The organism is Actinoplanes sp. OR16 (assembly GCF_004001265.1).
Taxonomy (GTDB): Bacteria; Actinomycetota; Actinomycetes; order Mycobacteriales; family Micromonosporaceae; genus Actinoplanes.
In genome coordinates, this window is sequence record NZ_AP019371.1 from 7,136,972 (window position 1) to 7,154,031 (window position 17,060).

Here is a 17,060-nt window from a genome sequence, read left to right on the forward strand (position 1 = left end):
ATCATGACCACTGCTCTCATCACCGGCGCCACCTCGGGCATCGGCCTGGCCGCCGCCAAGCGTCTCGCCGCCGACGGCACCCACGTCTTCCTCACCGGCCGCCGCGAGGAAGCCCTCGACGCGGCGGTGGCGAGCATCGGCGCCGGCGCCACGGGCATCCGCGCCGACGTCGCGAACCTGAACGACCTGGAACGCGTCGCCACCGCCGTCCGCGACCACGGCGCCGGACTCGACGTCCTGTTCGCGAACGCGGGCGGCGGCGAGTTCGCGGCCCTCGGCGACATCACCTGGCAGCACTACGCCGACACGTTCAACACCAACGTCGGCGGCACCCTGTTCACCGTGCAGACCCTGCTGCCGCTGCTCAACCGGGGCGCCTCGATCATCCTGACCAGCTCCAACATCGACGTGAAGGGCGCCGCCTCGTTCAGCGTCTACGCGGCGAGCAAGGCCGCACTGCGGTCCTTCACCCGCAGCTGGGCCGCCGAGCTGGTCGGCCGGGAGATCAGGGTCAACAGCATCGCACCCGGACCCATCGGTACGCCCGGCCTCAGCGGCCTCGCCCCCGACGCCGAAGCCGCCGAGCAGCTGCTCAAGGGTCTGGCCTCCGGTGTGCCGATGAACCGCCTGGGCTCCCCCGAGGAGGTGGCCGAGGCGGTCGCGTTCCTGGCCTCGCCGAACAGCAGCTACATGACCGGCGCGGAGATCTACGTGGACGGCGGCGCCAGCCAGATCTGAGCGCGCCGGGCGGTGACCGGTCAGCCGGCGTCGACGAGCAGGCCGGTCAGCACGCTGCGTACGGTGGCCTCGAAGAGATCCCGCTGTGGCGCGGCGGGCGCCGGCGGCGTGCTGACGGCCTCCAACAGGTTCGGGTAGGCGGTCATGTCGATGCCGCCGAAACCGGCCGGCGGACCGGCTGCCTCGCTGCGCGCGAAGAGCGACACCACACCGATCATCATGGCGATCGCCTCGAACTTGGCGGCGGTGGTGGCCGGCACCGGGCGCAGGACCGCCAGGCAGTGGTCGAACCAGGCGAGACTCTGCGGGCCGAGGGCCGTCGTGCGCGGCAGCACGTCCACCAGCCACCGGTGCCGGCGATAGAGCCCCAGCTGACCGCGTGCGATCTCCAGCATGGTCCCGAGCCAGTCCGGGGCGATCTCCGGGTACGGCCGGAGCTCCCCCGTGGCATGGTCCGCCATCAGGTCGAGCAGGTCGTCCCGGGACGACAGGTAGCGGTAGAGCGATCCCGCGCCGGTGCCGAGCGCGCCGGCGACGGCCCTCATCGAGACCGCCCCGATGCCGTCGGCGTCGGCCATCGCGATCGCCGCCGCCACGATCTCGTCGCGCGAGTGCGAAGGCGCCGGGCCCCGCGAGCCCTTGGCCGGCCTGGACCAGATCGATGTCGTCACGGCTATACTCTAAACTGCAAACGGCGTTCGCAGTTTTAGGGGAGGCTCACATGGAACAGAACTGGACCACTCGACGGGTGCCGGCGCCCGACGGCGCCGAGATCGTGCTGCACTCCCTCGGCGATGGGCCGGGCATCGTCGTGGTGCACGGCGGCGGGGTGACCATCGACGTCTACCGCCGCATGGCGATCCGGCTCGCCGACCGGTTCACCGTGCACCTCTACAACCGCCGCGGCCGGGCCGACGCCGCCGCGCGCGCCGAGCCGTACGACGGCGAGCAGGACCTCGACGACCTCGCCGCGGTGCTGGCCCACACCGGCGCCGGCAACGTGATCGGCCACAGCGCGGGCGGGTTCATCGCCCTGCGCGCCGCCGCCCGGCACCTGCCGATCACCCGGCTCGCCCTCTACGACCCGGCTGTCGCGGTGAACGGCCTCACCCCGTCCGCGTGGCTGCCCGCCGCCCAGGAGGCCGCCCGCGCGGGCGACATCGCCCGCACCCTGGCCCTCACCAGCGCCGGCATCAACACCCACTCCCCCGCGTCCCGGCTGCCGATCGCGCTGCAGGTGGCGATGGTCAAGCTCTTCCTGCGGACGCCGATCGGCCGGTCCATGGGCGAGCTGGTGACGACCACCCTCGACGAGACGGCGCTGATCCACCGGCACGACGGCCCGCCGTCGCAGTGGGCCGGGATCTCGGCGTCGGTGCTGCTCGCCTGCGGCGCGGCCGGCCCGCCCTACTACCCGCCGACCATCGAGGCCCTGGCCGGGGTGATCCCGCACTCCCGCACGCTGATCGTGCCGCGCGCCGGGCACGACGCGCTCAACCGGGCGCCGCAGGTCCTGGTGGACGCGCTCGCCGACTTCTTCGGGGAGGCGGTGGTGCCGACCGACCACTAGTGTCGAGGGCGTGTCGGGCCCCGGAGATGTGCCACCGGAGATCCTCGACTGGCTGCGGGTCATCTGCGCGGACCTGCCGGAGGCGTACGAGGAACCCGCCTGGATCGGCGTCCGCTGGCGCATCCGCAAGCGGACGGTCGCGCACGTCTACACGCCCGATCCGGACCGGTTCGGTGTCTACGCGCCGTACACGGTGGACGGCGTGCCGCCGACCGTGATGACGTTCCGGGTGCCGGCGGACGATCTGCTCGGGCTGACCGCCGCCGGCTTCCCGTTCTTCCGCGCGCCGTGGGGGCACGACGTGGCCGCCGCCGTACTCGGCGATCACACCGACTGGACCGAGATAGCCGAGCTGGTCACCGACAGCTATCGGAGGATGGCCCCGAAGTTCCTCGCCGCCCGGATGTCCCGTTAGCGATCGTGCCGGCAGGGCGAACTGTATCCTGACGGTGACCGTTCAGTAATGGCGCCGGACCGTAGGATGGCCGAGATGAGCGCAGCACCCGGGCCGGGACGGCCCCGCGACCCGGACGTCGACCGGCGCATCGCCCGGGCCGCCCTCGACGTCTTCGGCGACACCGGCTGGTCCGGGTTCGCCATGGAGGTCGTCGCCCGGCGCGCCGGCATCGGCAAGGCCACCCTCTACCTGCGCTGGAACAGCAAGGAAGCGCTGCTCACGCACGCCCTGAACACCGGGCTGATCCGGGTCGCCGACGTCGACACCGGCACCCTGCACGGCGACCTCGCCGAGCTGGCCGCGCAGATCCTGACGCTCTACGGCGGGCCGTCCAGCCGGGCCGCGCTGCGCCTCACCCTGGAAGCCGGCGCGATCCCGGGCGTCGCGGAGAACTACGCGGCGATGCGGGACGCGCAGCTGCGGGCGGCCCGCGCGATCGTGCGGCGCGGCATCGACCGCGGCGAGCTGCCCGACACCGTCTCGATCACCATGCTGCTCGACACCCTCGTCGGCGGCGCGATGATGCACGCGCTGAGCTCGCCCGCGGACCGCGACGAGGATCCCGCGGCCCACGCCCGGCAGCTCGTCGACTTCCTGCTGCACTCGGCCCTGGTTTAAAGGATCCCGTTGAGCGCGCGGATCCGCTGCTCGCAGCCGGTGACCAGGTCCCGCAGGATCTCGGCGGCCGGCCGGACCTCGGTGAAGCCGCCGACCACCTGGCCGATGAAGAACGACTCCAGCTCCAGCGCGCCGGGATGACCGTCCTGTGCGGCGGCGTCGATGCGCTGCCACGCCTCGGCCACCAGCAGCGGCTGCAGCGGCATCGGCAGCGGTCGCGGGCTGCCGGCCGCCTCCCATGCGTCGTGCCAGGCCGTGCGCAGCTGACGGGCCGGCTTGCCGGTCCGGGTCGGTGAGCGCAGCGTGTCACTGCTGGTCGCGGCGAGGAACTTTGACTTGATCGCCTGGTTGGCGACGTCCTCCTCACTGGACAGCCAGACCGAGCCGGTCCACACGCCGGCCGCACCGAGCGCCAGCGCGGCGGCCATCTGCGATCCCGAGGCGATGCCGCCGGCGGCCAGCACCGGGCGGTCCCCGGCGATCTCGACGATCTCCGGGGTCAGCACCATCGTGGCGATCGTCCCGGTGTGCCCGCCCGCCTCGGTGCCCTGCGCGATCAGCAGGTCGACACCGGCGTCGAGCTGGCGGCGGGCGTGCTTGGCCTGCCCGACCAGCGCGGCGACGACGACGCCCGCGGCCTTGCAGCGCTCCACGACACCGGGCGGCGGGGCGCCGAGCGCGTTGGCGAACAGGGTGATGTCGTGCCGGAACGCCACGTCGAGCAGCGCCGCCGCGCCCGCCGGGTCGAGGTTCGCCGCGAACCGGCCCGCCTCCTCCCCCGATGTCGCCGCCTGCGGGATGTCGTAGCGGTCCAGCAGCTCCGCCACGAACGCGAAGTGCTCCTCCGGGATCTGCGCCCGCAACGCGGCGACCTCGCCCGCGACGAGCTTCTCCGGCACGAGCAGGTCGACCCCGTACGGCCGGCCGCCCACCTGTTCCTCGATCCAGCTCAGCTGCGCGTCGAGTTCGGCAGGGGTGAAGGCCGAGCCGGCCAGCACGCCGAAACCGCCGGCGTTCGTGACGGCCGCGACCACGGCAGGGGAACGGTTGAAGCCGACGACCGGGTGGTCGACGCCGAGCAGGTCGGTCAGGGCGGTGCGCATGGGCGGTCCCTTCAGAGCTTCGTCCAGGCGCCCTCCGAGACGACCTGGGTGACGCCATCGACCACCATGATGGCCGTCTGCTCGTCGACGGCATAGGCCGGGACGCCGAGGCCGTCCGCCCACCGCCGCGCGTGCTCGAGCGTGTTGGTCGGGAAGGCGTCCAGGTGCGGGAAGATCGAGAAGTCGACGAGGCCGAGGGCACTGTCGTCGGGAGCGGACGGCCACTCGACGAAGTAGTCGCCGATCCGGGGCGTCATCACCATGCTGCCGGCGCTGACACCGACCCAGACCGTGCCGGGCAGCTCCGGCAGCAGCGCGGCCAGCCCGGACTCACGCATCCAGTGACAGAGATACGTGGCGTCGCCGCCGTCGGCCAGCAGCACGTCGGCCTGCCGGACCCACGGCTGCCAGCGGTCGGCGCCGATGGTCGGCAGCGCGGTGAGTTCGAGGACGCCGACCGACGCCCAGCCCAGGCCGGTCAGGAATCGCCGGTCCGGCGCGGGGTCGGCGGCGATCAGGCCGCGCACCGACTGCGGGCCGCACATCGGGTGCCCCCACTGGGCGGTCGGGATGACGAGGGCGTGGCTCTCGGCGATCGGCTTGCCGAGCAGCTCCACGAGCGCCGCGGTGATGCTGGCGTTGGTGACGCCACCGGACGTGAGCAGCAGTTTCACGGTGCCTCCACGGTTCTCAGCGCTTGGATCGTGGTGTCGAGCAGCGGCGCCAGCCGGCGGGTGTCCTGCACGTAGGCACTGATCGTACGAGCGCCGAGCCCGGGCAGCCCGGCGACCTGGGTGGCCGGCTCGGGAGTACCGGGCAGCGCCAGATCGGGGACGAGCGCGACGGCCAGGCCGGCGTCGACGAGCGCCAGCGCGGCCGGGAACTCGAGGCAGGTGTGCGCTCCGGGCAGCCGCAGACCCGTGGCGGCGCGCAGCCGGTCGAGGACACCGCGCACCGCCGACCCGGGCGGCCCGTCCACCCAGGGCCGATCGGCGAGGTCGCTGACGTCGGCCGGTGCGGGCCAGGCCAGCGGCAGCGCCAGCCGGTACGGGTCGTCGAGCAGCCGATGCGCCGCGATCCCCGGCGGGGGCGGCCGCAGCGCGCTCGCCTGGTCCTCCACCAGCACCAGGTCGAGATCACCGGCGTGCAGCGCGGCGACGGCGGCGCTCTCCTCCAGCTCGTGCACGGAGATCCGCAGGCCGGGTGTGGTGCCGGCGAGGGCGAGCACGGCCGGGACGACCATCCGGCGCACGGCGGTGGGGAACGCGCCGATCCGGACCACGCCCTCCAGCCGTCCGCTCAACGCGAGGGCGTCGGCGGTGGCGTCGGCGAGCACCGCGGCGAGGCGGTCCGCGTGGGCGGCCAATTGCCGTCCCGCGGCGGTCAGGGCGATCGTACGCCGGCCGCCCCGCCGGGACCGGTCCAGCAGGACGAGGCCGGTTTCCCGTTCCAGGGCCGCCAGGTGCTGGGAGACCCCGGACGGCGCCAGGTGCAGCCTCGCCGCCGCGGCGACGACTCCACCGGCGTCGGCGACGGCACGCAACACGAGCAGGCGGTAGGGCGACAGGTGCATGCAGCGGGACTGTAGTCCAGATTCGGGTTTACTCACTTTCCCTGCACACCGCGGGACGCGAGGATGCCGTCATGAGCGAACAGCAGTACCGCGCGGTCTTCGACGCGTCAGTGACCTTCAGCAACGGCGGCGGGCTGACCGCCTCGGGTTTCCGCGTCGACGTGCCCGGGCCCGACGTGACCGCCGAGGAGGTGACCACGTTGTTCCTGCGGTCGCTCGGCCTGCTCCTCTCCGAGACCGCCGTGCTCACCGACCTCGAGATCGTCCCGGAGGCTCATCGCGGCACACGGGGCTCCACCGCTCCGCCGCCCTCCGCGCGGCGGCAGGTGGATCTGAGCCACGTCATCACCGCCGGGATGACGACGTACCCCGGCCTGCCCGGACCGGAGATCACGCCGCACCTGACCCGGGAGGCCTCGCGCGCGACCTACGCTCCCGGCGTCGAGTTCGCCATCGACCGGATCAGCATGGTCGGGAACACCGGCACCTACCTGGACAGCCCGTACCACCGCTACCCGGACGGCGATGACCTCGCCGGCCTGCCGCTGGACCGGCTCGCCGGCCTGCCCGCCGTCGTGGTGCGGACCGCGGGCGCCGGGGTGCGCGGCGTCGGCGTCGGCGCGCTCGCCGCCTACGAGGTGACCGGCCGGGCGGTTCTGCTGCACACCGGCGGCGACACGTCCTGGGGCACCCCTGCCTACGCCGACGACGCGCCGTACCTCACCGAGGCCGGCGCGCGATGGCTGGTCGAGCAGGGCGCGCTGCTCGTCGGCATCGACGCGGTCAACATCGACGACTCCTCACCGGCGGCCGGCGGCGCGCGACCGGCGCACTCACTGCTGCTGGCGGCCGGCATCCCGATCGTGGAGCACCTCACCGGGCTGGGGCAGCTTCCGCCGTACGGCGCCCGCTTCACCGCCGTGCCACCGCGCGTCGCCGGATTCGGCACCTTCCCGGTCCGCGCCTTCGCGACAGTGGAGGCGTGACCCGGTGCTCATCGCCGACCTGCTCGGCTGGGCCGGCGCCGGTGCTCTCCTCATCGGGTACGCCCTGGTCACCCGCGACCCCCGGCAGGCCGGCGGCGGCCGCTACCTGGCACTGAACCTCCTCGGGTCGGCCGGCCTCGCCGCCAGCGGGGCGGCGCACGCCGCCTGGCCGTCCGCCGTGCTCAACCTGCTGTGGCTGCTGCTCGGCGTCGCCGCCCTCGTGCGATACCTCACCGAACGGAATAGGTCCCGCCCGTTCACGGTTGGGAGGGGACGAAGGTCGGCCCCCCGCTGAGCACCGTGGCACGGCGGTCATATCCTCAAGCGCCAGTTGTTGACCAACGAGGACAAGAATCGATCGCCCATGTCAGTGACCGGCCACCGGCAGCAGGAACCACTCCTGATGTCACGATGCGACGTGACCGGCGCGGTCACCGACAGCGACTTCGACACCCTGCTCGCCCAGCCGAACCGGGTCAGCTCCCCGATCCGCCGCCTCCGCTGCGAGTTACGTGCCGGCCACCCCGGCCGGCACGCCGCCTTCGTCCTGGCCGCCGCCCACGGCGACCGCTGGTGGTGGATGCGCTGGAACACCGCCGGCGGCGAGGTCGCCGACATCCCGGTCTGCGCCGTCAGCGACGAGGACAACGACGACTGCCTGCTCCCGCAGCACCACGAGGGCGAGCACAGCTTCCAGCTCTCGGCGGGCGATCACTAGCGGCGGCACATTGCCGGAATCAGTGGACTCTTCGGACCGTCACCCCGTCGGGTTGTTCCGAGGACGTCAAACCATCGGTGGCTGTTGAGTGCGCAGGCACGCCGTGATACTTCGGTCAGCGCCCTGAACCGCCCCCCATGCGCCATCTGTCCTACACAGCTGTGCCCCGTGGCGGTAAACCCTCTTGGTGTCGCCCGGTCCACTGTGTGAGGAGCTCATGGCAGAACAACCCACCAGCTCCCTGATCGTCTTCCTCGACATCGAGAAGTTCGGCGAACGCTCCGACGGGGTGGCCGCCGATCTCCGCGAGTCGATGTACCGGATCGTCGGCGAGGCGCTGACGAAGGCCGGAATCCCGGGAGTGCGGCACGTCGAGGATCGCGGAGACGGCCTGCTCATCCTGTTGCCCGACGCCGGACCGGTCGAGGTCATCGGAGCGTTCGTGCGGGACCTGGAGTCGCTGGTACGGCATCGAGCCGCGTCCCGCACGCCCGCGTACCAGATGAGGCTACGGGTCGCGATCGAGCACGGCTTCGTCCGCAACGACGGGAACGGCTGGATCTCCCGTGCGATCAACACCGCCGCCCGGATGGTCGGCGCGGCAGCCCTCCGCGCCGCGATGAGCGACCACCCGGACGCCCACGTCGCCGTCATCATCAGCGACGACCTATATCACGAGGTGGTGGCACAGGGCCATCCCTCGCTCGATGCCACCCGCTATCGCGAGGTGGTGGTTCAGGAGAAGGAGATCGACGCCCGCGCCTGGGTGCACGTTCCGTACGTCGGAAGTGGCTCGGGCGCCCGGCCACGTCCGGCCGATCCGCCCGGCAATTCCGTCATCGGCAACCAGGTGATGGGCGATCAGCACATCAGTGGTGACTTCACCGGGATGACCGTGCAGATGCCCTTTCCGGGGGCACCATGACCACTCCCGGCGGACCGCCCGCCGATCATCGTCCCGCCACTGTGCCCCCACCGGTCTCCCCGGACCCGTCTCCCGCTCCTTCGCCACCCGCCGCACAGCCGGACGACCCGTCGCTCGCCGCCAACCTGGGTGGCGTCCGCAAGACGCTGAACGAGGCCGGCAACGTCTCCTACCGGCAGAAGCTGACCGAGTCGGCAAACCGGAACCTGATGACCGGCAGTGTCACCCACGGCAACACCAGCGTGCAGGGCGACTACGTCGCCCAGCAGTTGATCTTCGGCACTGCGAACACGTCCGTCCGGCCGGGTGAGCTCCCGTCGCACTTCGGTGAGGCGACGCGGCTCGCCTACGCCGGCGAGGAAAGCCTGCTGGCGGCCGTGGCGGCGCACGCCGATCGCCGCGCGCTGATCCTGTGCGCGGAACCGGGGCACGGGAAGACGGCGGCGGCCGTACGCCTGCTGCAGCACCGCAAGGTCAGCCGGATCATGATGCTCAGCCCCGACCAGGATCTCGAACAGTTCCAGCAGGTGGGCAAGGACACCGGCTACATCATCTGCGACCCCTCCAGCACCTCCGGCATCAGCGCCCACGCGTTGAACACGCTGGGCCCGCTGCTGGAGAGCAACGGCAGCCACATCGTCATCACGATCTCGGACACCGCGCTGCTGAGCGAGGAGGATCTCCTCGATCTGACCGTGCAGTTGCCCGCGCCGCCCGATCCCACGGCCGCCCTCACCAAGCACCTGGAGTGGCGTCTGCCCGGCAAAGCAGCCGAGCTGCTGGCCGACGAGCGGCTGAGCGCCCTCATCGCCGAGTCCTTCGACGCCACCACACCGCTGCGGCAGATCGGCGAGCTGGGCACGATCATCTTCCGGGTGCACGACCGGTCCGGTGCCGTGGACTTCGACGAGGTGCGCCGCCTCCTCGACCTGCGCGCCGATCAGGCGTTCACGATCTGGTTCGACCGGCTCGATCCGGAGAACCGGATCCACGCGATAGCACTCGCCGTCCTCAACGGCCTGCCCAGCGAGTTCGTCATGGAGGCCATGCACGCGCTGCGGCGCCGGCTCGACCCGGGTATCTCCGGGCTGGTCGCCGACGGCACGTCGGCCCTCTCGCTGCGGAAGCCGGCCGACCCGTTCCGCGTATCCCGCCGCGAGCGCTTCGCCCTCCTGCGCGCGACGGTCGCGGAGGAGACCGCGCAGGGCGAACACGGCGTCACCCGTGCGCAGACCGTGCGGTTCCGCGACAAGCAGTACGCGACCCGCGTGATCCGCCGGGCCTGGTCCGAGTTCTCCGCACAGCGGATCATCCTGGACTGGCTCGGTGAACTGGTCGTCCATCCCGCCGAGACGGTCCGCATCTGGGCCGCGACAGCGGTCGGCATCGTCGCGACCGAGTCGTTCGAATACGTCAGCCGTGTCGTACTCGATCGCTGGGCGGTGGACAAATCACGGCGGCGGCGTGCGGCGGCCGCGCACGCGTTGCACGTCCCGATGGCCGACCCCGACCTGCGGCCGGCCGTCCAGCACATGGTGCGGAGCTGGGCCGAGGCCCCCGCGATCGGCGAGGACGGCGACTTCAGCGACAGCGACGGACCCGACCCGCGCTCCCAGGCCACGGCCGCCAAGGCGTACGGGTACAGCATCGGCCGGAAGGATCCGGACAGCGCGCTGAGAGCGCTGCACGGCCTGGCTCTCACCGATGACATCCGGGTCGCCGTCGCCATCGGGGAGAGCCTCGCCGAGCTGCTCCTGCACGATCCGGACCGGCTCACCGAGCCGGTGCTCGCCACCGTGCTGAAGTGGCTGACCGACACCGCCGAGTTCGCCGGCGAACCCGACCGGGAGGCCACCGGCCACCTGGCCTTTCTCATCATGGCGACCAGCCTCCTGACCGAGCACGCGCCGGGCACCACCGGGAAATGGCCGACGTTGCTGTGGCTGTCCCACAGCAGGCCGAAGCTGGGCTTCGGGTTCGCCGAGCTCTGGCGTCACCTCCTCGGAGTCAGCCAGTTCTTCCCGCATGCCGCGGAGGACGTCCTCTATCAATGGGCCCGCCACGTGGACGCCGACCCCGCCGGATGCGAGGCCCTCGCGGCCATGCTGCGCAGCGTCTGCCAGGACGACCGGCGGCTGCGCGCGCACCTCCTCCTCGGCGTCGGCGACTGGACCGGACGAGACGTGCCCACCCCCACACCGAACGCCGCCCGCGCCGTGCGCGAAGCCCTCACCGAACAGGGAGCACGACAGTGACCCAGCAGGGGATTCCACTCTTCGGTGACCCGCAGCCGGTCCCGCGCAGCGCTCTGTCGAAACGCGACCGGCCGCCGGGCGTGGCGATCGTCTACGTCACCGACGATGGGCAGTACCACCGTATCGACGGCGGACGGCAGCTGAGCGTCACCGAATCGCTGTGGACGCCGTACCGCTACCGCTTCGACGTGGACGTGACCGATCACGAGATCGAGCTCGTCCTCCAGGGCAACGAGCTGCCGTCCTCCGAGCCGGCGTTCTCCTTCATCGCCAACGTCGAGGTCGGCTTCCGGGTAGTGCACCCCGAGACGGTGGTCCAGCGGAAGGTCACCGACGGCTACCGGGTGGTGCGCACCCGCGTCCTCGAGCTGATCCGGCAGATCTGCTACGGGTACGAGATCCTGCGGGTGCTGGACGCCGAGAACGCGGTCAACGGCCGATTCAGCCGTCCCGTGCAGCTGATCGAGGGTATCGAGGTCTACCGCTGCTTCACCAAGCTCTCCCTCGACGCCGGCGCCGCACACCATGCGGCGCGAATGCGCTCGGTCGTCCAGGGCGGCGAGATCAAGAAGCATCAGCAGCGCAGCGAGATCGACGACGCGCGGCACACCGCGGACGTGCGGACCATCCACACCCGGGCGGAGACGGACGACCTGCGGCGCAGGGTAGAGGCCATCGCGTCGCTGAACATCGACGAGCAGCGACTTCTGGAGATGTACGTCGCGCAGAACCCGGGCAACGCCGCCGAGGCTCTGAACTTGCTCAACGCGAAGGAACAGGCCCGGCACGAGCGCGCCGAGGTCCAGCAGCAGAACAAGCTGAAGCGCTACGAGTTCCTGCTCACCAACGGTCTGCTCCGCGGCCCGCAGGCGACCGCCGTGACGGAGGCCCTGATCGCGGAGAGTGAGGTCGGAACGCCCACGCAACAGGCCGCTCCGGCATCGGGCGCGAGCAGCTTCGCACTTCCGGCGGCATTCACCGGGCCGGCGCTGCCGTCACCGGCAACCCCTGGCACGGCTCCGCCGCCGAGCAGTGACCGCGGAGCGATAGCGCTGGGCCCGGTGACACCACCCGCGCCGGCGGCGTGGACGGCGCCGGCGGCACCCGCCCCACCGGCGCCGGCGCCCCGTGCGCCGGCCCAACCCCCTGCTCCGGCACGCCGGCCGGCCGCACGCCCACCGGTGGACGTGCCCTCCACCCAGCTCAAGCTGCCGCAACCGCCGGCCGGTACGCCCGCGACCACGCACCGAACCGCACCCGAGACCACCCGGCCCTCCGCTCCGGCGACCACGCAGCCCGCCGCACCCGCCGCGCCGCCGGTCTCTGCCCCTGGCGCTGTCGCCGGCACCGGCGTCCAGCCGATCTATCTGGCCGTCGACGAGTCGGCGAGCGCCGGACGGTGGGGTAACGCCATCGAAACCGGTCTCACCGGCCTGCTCCACGGGCTGGCCCGGCAATCGGCGGTCACGGCCGGCCTGCAGCTCGCCGTCCTGGGTTTCGCCGGCGCCGTGCGGACACTGGTGCCGCTCGGCCCAGCGCTCGCCGCGGCGCCGCCGCGCCTGGCCTTCACCGGCGCGGTCGACTTCGCCGCTGTCTTCACCGAGCTGATCCAGCGAATCCCCGACGACGTCGCCGCGCTCAAACAGGCCGGCCACCGGGTGAACCGGCCGATCGTCTTCATGCTGTGCACCGCGCGGCCACCGAGTGCCGAGACATGGCTTGCGGCGCGAAACCGGCTCGCCGATCGTGCCACGCTGCCGGCCGCGCCGAACGTCGTGGCCTGCGGGGTCGCGGACGTCGACGCACCGACCCTGCGAGCCGTCGCCACCAGGCCGGAATTCGGGTTCCTCGCCGCCCCCGGCATCGATCCGGCAGTTGCTGTCGATGCGTTCTGGCAATCCGTTGGCAACAGCCTCATATCCACGGGAATGGCTCTGATCCGCGGGGATTCATCATTGTCTATCAAACGCCCCGACGGTTTTCAGGTCGCCAATGACGAAATATGAGCCGGATTCGCAAGGTGGCATCGCAGGAAAGGGTGAGGCGGGATACCCGAAAGCGGGATTCTGGGCCGCGCTGTCCGCGAACGACCAGGACAACTTGAAGAAGCTGGCGACGCTTCGCGCCTTTGCCGCCGAAACAATGATCATTAAGCAGGAGGACGAGCCGCGGATCGTTCTCGTCCTCCTGCACGGATGCGTGAAGGTCATCGCCCGGGACACCACCGGGTACCAGGCGATTCTGGCGCTCCGCGGCCCCGGCGACGTGATCGGCGAGATGTCGAGTATCGACGGGGTCGCCCGCTCGGCGGCGGTACAGGCGATCGGCGACGTCCGCGCGTTGGTTCTGCGGTCGTCCGACTTCCGCACCTACATGCGCGCTCATCCGGATGCATCTGACGTGCTACAACGTTGCATTTCGGCCCGCCTCCGGGAGGCCGACTGGTACCGCACGACAGCCACCCGGCCCGTGGCCACGCGACTCGCGACGGTACTGCTGGATCTCGCGGAGCGGCACGGGTATCCCGACGGCAACGGCCGTATCGTGATCGACCTGCCGTTGTCGCAGGACGACCTGGCCGGACTGCTCTCGGTCTCTCGTCGCACTGTTTCGCGAGTGATGGAGACGTGGCGGAAGAATGAGATCGTCCTGACCGGCCGGCGGTCCATCGTGATCACCAATGTAGATCGACTCTGATAAAACCGAGACGTTCGAATGCGCCAGATGGCGTATTGGGTCGGGTGGCGCCGTGTCAACATCGGTCCTTGGCGCTGAATGGGATGACCCGTGCCCCCGTACCGTCCTTTCAGCTCCGCCCCCGACTAGACGGAACCCATCGGCTATGTGGACAGTCGGTGGGGCCGAACTGTCGCGAAAAGCATGGCCGCACGACATGAGCGACCTGCCATATGCTCGCCGCATCCCAATTTCCTGACCGGAGAAAACGCATGCTTTCCTTGCCGGACGGTCAAGCCGCGTCCCGATTCGGAACCGTCGCGGCCGGCCGCCGTGGGGTGACCGGTGCCGCTCGCTGACCCGCCCCCGAACCGCTGCGCGGTCTGCCGCTGGCCGATCGCCTCCGGAGGCTCCGCATGCGCCGTCTGCAAATGCCACACGCAGGACCGGGCGGCTGACCACACGGCCGCCCAGCGCGACTGGGACCTGCGGGCAGTGCACCTGGCGGCGGCCGGCGACGAGTCACTCGCGGACAAGCTGAGCGACGAGGTCCGCGGTGGCCGGCCCACGCACGCGCAGATCATCGACGCCGGCGGGCAACTGGCCGTCGACCACGGCGTCGACGACCCCGACAGCCTCGAGGTCGTGGCCACCCTGCTGTCCAGCCTGGTCGAGGGCGAGCTGCACTCGATCGGCTTCCTCTGCCTGCGCCCCGACGGTGTGGAGGTCCTGACCGCTCAAGCCAACGCCTACGGCATCGCCCGCACCGACGAACTGGATCTGGTGTGGCACTGGCTCGACCTCGCCCACGACCTTCCGAGTGACGCCACCAAACGCCACTTCGCGCTGGCCGGAGGCATCGGCGAGCCCGAGGAGGCTCTACCGGGAGCAGGTGCCGTCCCCTTCGACCCGCTGGCCGTGTTCGAGTCGATCGCTCAAGCCATGCCCACTCTTCCTCTCGACCACGGCAGCGCCGTGGTCGTGGTCAACGGCACGCCCGGATGGACCCTCAACGCCAAGATCGCCGAGTTCATGGCCATGCACTACCGGGCAGCCACCCTCCTGACGCACCCGCTCCCGGAGCATGCCCGCGCGTTCATCGGGACCATCGTGCGGCAGGCCCCGACCGGGCGGGCGCACAAGCTCATCCTGCTCGATCCGCACGGTGACAAGGGCCCGAGCGGCCGGGTGCACCTGGTGCTCGACACGCTCTTCGCCGAGGGCGAGCGCAGTAACAAGCGCAAGCACGTCGACATCTACGCGCCGGTCGGCGCGATCGGCCGCCTGACGCTGGCCACGGTCGTCAAGGAGCCCGGCGCACCGGCCGCGGAGTGGCAGACCGTCGACATCGCCGACGTCGATCTGGATCGCGGGCACGCCGGCCGCCTGGAGATCTCGTTCGACGATCAGGGCCTGCTCGTCTACGGCGGCCTGCCGGCACGCCCGAGCCGGCGGACGCTGTCCACTCTCCTCCGGAGCGTTCCCCGTCGGCTGGCCGAGCGTCGCATCGACGTGATGTTCGCCGTCGAGATCGTGACCGGGCCCGACGCCGACGAGCGGCTCGGTCTGCTGCGCGACACCATCGCCGCTCTCGACAACGAGGGCGGCAGCGGCCAGTGGATCCGGGCCGGGCTCCTCGCCTACGGCCAGCACCACGGAACCGGCGCCGACGAGCATCCCTTGCGGGTCACCGGGCTGACCGGACCACATACCGTCCGTGCCGAGGCCGCGAAGACCACGCTGAGGCCGAACCACTACGACTTCGCCGCCGCGATCGAGGACGCGCTGACCGAGGCGAGCCGGCAGAGCTGGCGAGCCGGCGCCGATCGCGTGCTTGTCACCCTGGGCAGCCGGCCGCCATACCCCCGGGTGCAGGGGCCGGACCAGGGACGGCCGTGCACGACCGCGCTGGACTGGCAGGCCGAGATCGCGAAGCTGAATTCCATGGGCGTACGGCGGATCGCGGTCTGGTCCGCCCCGGACTGGGGCAACGTCGACAGTGTCGACGAACCGCTCGCCGCCCGCGCCGAGACCGCCTGGGAGGCGCTGGGGGCCGACGGCCGGCTCGATCTCGCCGGCGCCTCCGTCACCGACCTGATCGAACGGATCGGAGCGACGTTTGTGACGCCCGCAACTCCCTTCCCCTACCGCGCGGTGCCGCTGGACGCGCCGCACACCGACATCCGGAGGTCGGCGTGACCCAGTCACCACAGGCCCAGCCCCCCAGCGTCCCGGTGCCGAAGGTCGCGCCGCCCCAGACCCAGCAGCCCCAGGCCCAGCCCCAGACCCAGCAGCCGGCGCCGGTCAACGGCGCGTCGGCGGTCTCACCGACCGTTCCACTTCGGCGCCGCGCCTCTCCCCCACCGGCTTCGGCGAGCCCGGCGTCCACCGCGACGCCGCATGGATCCGTGACCGGCCCGGCTACGTCCACGGCGCCCCCGGCGCAGCCGGCGAACGGCCCGGATCCGATCCGCTTCGGGTTGTGCGGCGCGGCTGGTGGCGGCAAGACCACGTTCCTCGCCTCGCTGCACATCGCCGTCGGTGACGCGAATCAGCGTCCCGGCGAGCGCTGGACGATGACGGCGGCCGATGAGGCGTCGCTGAATTTCATGGTCGACCGCGAGCAGGATCTCATCGTCAAGCGCACGTTCCCCGTGCCGACGAGCGCCGGCACGCCATTGCACTGGCGCATCGACGGCACGCTGCCCCCGGAACCGGGCCGGCGCGGCCTCCTGCGGCGCAGCCAGGTGCCCACGCCGGTGAGTTTCTCGATCGATGTCGAGGACCAGCCCGGCGCGGTCTTCCTGCTGGACTCGAGCGCCGTGTTCCAGATGTCCGAGAAGAGCCTCGATCGACTGGCGAACGCGCAGGCGCTGATGTTCCTCTTCGATCCGATGCTCGAGATCGGCCGGGCTCAAGCCGAGAACTCGAACTGGCTCTACTTCAACAAGCTCATCCAGACCCTGAAGATGCGGCTCTGGCATCAGAATCGCCTGGTCGACGGCCGGTTGCCGCACCACGTCGCGGTCTGCGTGACCAAGTTCGACAACCCGGCGGTCTTCCTTCCCGCCTTCCACGCCCGTCTCATCGACATCGACGAGAACGGCATCCCCCGAGTTCCGGGCGACCTCGCCGAGGAGTACTTCGACTGGATCTGCGACCAGATCGACAGACAAGCCGTCGACTCCAGCACCGAGCAGTTCAAGCACCTGTTGCGCAGCGAGTTGCTCGACGGGCACGTCCACTACTTCGGTACGTCCTCGGTGGGTTTCTGGACCGATCCGAGCGGCCAGTTCAGCATCGACGACTTCCAGAACTTCGAGCGGGTCGACGGTGAATGGCGGCTTCGCGGCCGGATCCGCCCGGTGAACGTGCTGGAACCGCTGATCGCCATCGAGCGCACCATCCGTCTCGGGGGCCGGTGATCCCGTGGGTGACAGG

17 protein-coding genes are annotated in these 17,060 nt (G+C 71.2%); 13 read left to right on the plus strand and 4 right to left on the minus strand.

Annotation, left to right across the window (positions count from 1 at the left end; translation table 11 throughout):
* The first annotated feature begins 3 nt into the window (after positions 1 to 3).
* Positions 4 to 738 (plus strand): SDR family oxidoreductase, encoded by a 735-nt coding sequence (locus EP757_RS32845; protein WP_127552288.1) that lies wholly within the window; start codon positions 4 to 6, stop codon positions 736 to 738.
* Positions 739 to 758: 20 nt separating this feature from the next.
* Here EP757_RS32845 and EP757_RS32850 read toward each other — a convergent pair whose 3' ends face one another.
* The gene (locus EP757_RS32850; protein ID WP_232050122.1) at positions 759 to 1,409 is read right to left on the minus strand and encodes a TetR/AcrR family transcriptional regulator; all 651 of its coding nucleotides are present in this window, start codon (positions 1,407 to 1,409) and stop codon (positions 759 to 761) included.
* A gap of 50 nt (positions 1,410 to 1,459) precedes the next feature.
* Between EP757_RS32850 and EP757_RS32855 the strand changes: the two genes are divergently transcribed.
* The 3 genes from EP757_RS32855 (at position 1,460) to EP757_RS32865 (ending at position 3,383) form a co-directional block, all read left to right on the plus strand.
* Positions 1,460 to 2,308, plus strand: coding sequence for an alpha/beta fold hydrolase (locus tag EP757_RS32855; protein ID WP_127552289.1), 849 nt, complete (start codon positions 1,460 to 1,462; stop codon positions 2,306 to 2,308).
* Between the two features lie 10 nt (positions 2,309 to 2,318).
* Positions 2,319 to 2,723 (plus strand): MmcQ/YjbR family DNA-binding protein, encoded by a 405-nt coding sequence (locus EP757_RS32860; RefSeq protein WP_127552290.1) that lies wholly within the window; start codon positions 2,319 to 2,321, stop codon positions 2,721 to 2,723.
* A gap of 75 nt (positions 2,724 to 2,798) precedes the next feature.
* Positions 2,799 to 3,383, plus strand: coding sequence for a TetR/AcrR family transcriptional regulator (locus tag EP757_RS32865; protein ID WP_232050123.1), 585 nt, complete (start codon positions 2,799 to 2,801; stop codon positions 3,381 to 3,383).
* On the opposite strand, the gene EP757_RS32870 is transcribed toward EP757_RS32865, so the two are convergent.
* The 3 genes from EP757_RS32870 to EP757_RS32880 are packed head-to-tail and all read right to left on the minus strand — an operon-like array spanning position 3,380 to position 6,059.
* The gene (locus tag EP757_RS32870) at positions 3,380 to 4,486 is read right to left on the minus strand and encodes a nitronate monooxygenase family protein (protein WP_127552291.1); all 1,107 of its coding nucleotides are present in this window, start codon (positions 4,484 to 4,486) and stop codon (positions 3,380 to 3,382) included. The genes EP757_RS32865 and EP757_RS32870 overlap by 4 nt on opposite strands.
* Before the next feature lie 11 nt (positions 4,487 to 4,497).
* Positions 4,498 to 5,160 carry a Type 1 glutamine amidotransferase-like domain-containing protein gene (locus EP757_RS32875; RefSeq protein WP_127552292.1) on the minus strand — a complete coding sequence of 221 codons (663 nt, stop codon included), beginning with the start codon at positions 5,158 to 5,160 and terminating at the stop codon, positions 4,498 to 4,500.
* Positions 5,157 to 6,059, minus strand: coding sequence for a LysR family transcriptional regulator (locus EP757_RS32880; RefSeq protein WP_127552293.1), 903 nt, complete (start codon positions 6,057 to 6,059; stop codon positions 5,157 to 5,159). Before EP757_RS32880 ends, EP757_RS32875 begins: the two co-directional genes overlap by 4 nt.
* 71 nt (positions 6,060 to 6,130) lie before the next feature.
* On the opposite strand from EP757_RS32880, the gene EP757_RS32885 reads away from it, so the two are divergent.
* The 9 genes from EP757_RS32885 to EP757_RS32925 all read left to right on the plus strand — a co-directional run bounded on the left by EP757_RS32885 (position 6,131) and on the right by EP757_RS32925 (position 17,044).
* Entirely contained in the window at positions 6,131 to 7,045 is a 915-nt protein-coding gene (locus EP757_RS32885) for a cyclase family protein (RefSeq protein ID WP_127552294.1), read from the plus strand.
* Between the two features lie 4 nt (positions 7,046 to 7,049).
* Positions 7,050 to 7,340, plus strand: a complete 291-nt coding sequence (locus EP757_RS32890; protein WP_127552295.1) for a hypothetical protein — start codon at positions 7,050 to 7,052, stop codon at positions 7,338 to 7,340.
* A 69-nt stretch (positions 7,341 to 7,409) separates the two neighbouring features.
* Complete coding sequence (locus EP757_RS32895; RefSeq protein ID WP_127552296.1) at positions 7,410 to 7,763, plus strand: hypothetical protein; 354 nt, start codon at positions 7,410 to 7,412, stop codon at positions 7,761 to 7,763.
* A 217-nt stretch (positions 7,764 to 7,980) separates the two neighbouring features.
* Positions 7,981 to 8,688 carry a hypothetical protein gene (locus tag EP757_RS32900; protein WP_127552297.1) on the plus strand — a complete coding sequence of 236 codons (708 nt, stop codon included), beginning with the start codon at positions 7,981 to 7,983 and terminating at the stop codon, positions 8,686 to 8,688.
* Positions 8,685 to 10,943 carry a hypothetical protein gene (locus EP757_RS32905; protein ID WP_127552298.1) on the plus strand — a complete coding sequence of 753 codons (2,259 nt, stop codon included), beginning with the start codon at positions 8,685 to 8,687 and terminating at the stop codon, positions 10,941 to 10,943. Before EP757_RS32900 ends, EP757_RS32905 begins: the two co-directional genes overlap by 4 nt.
* Positions 10,940 to 12,949, plus strand: a complete 2,010-nt coding sequence (locus EP757_RS32910; protein ID WP_127552299.1) for a hypothetical protein — start codon at positions 10,940 to 10,942, stop codon at positions 12,947 to 12,949. Before EP757_RS32905 ends, EP757_RS32910 begins: the two co-directional genes overlap by 4 nt.
* The gene (locus EP757_RS32915; RefSeq protein ID WP_127552300.1) at positions 12,936 to 13,640 is read left to right on the plus strand and encodes a Crp/Fnr family transcriptional regulator; all 705 of its coding nucleotides are present in this window, start codon (positions 12,936 to 12,938) and stop codon (positions 13,638 to 13,640) included. The genes EP757_RS32910 and EP757_RS32915 overlap by 14 nt, the downstream gene beginning before the upstream one ends.
* Positions 13,641 to 13,964: 324 nt before the next feature.
* Positions 13,965 to 15,818 (plus strand): hypothetical protein, encoded by a 1,854-nt coding sequence (locus EP757_RS32920; RefSeq protein ID WP_127552301.1) that lies wholly within the window; start codon positions 13,965 to 13,967, stop codon positions 15,816 to 15,818.
* Entirely contained in the window at positions 15,815 to 17,044 is a 1,230-nt protein-coding gene (locus EP757_RS32925) for a hypothetical protein (RefSeq protein WP_127552302.1), read from the plus strand. The genes EP757_RS32920 and EP757_RS32925 overlap by 4 nt, the downstream gene beginning before the upstream one ends.
* The last annotated feature ends 16 nt before the right edge of the window (positions 17,045 to 17,060 follow it).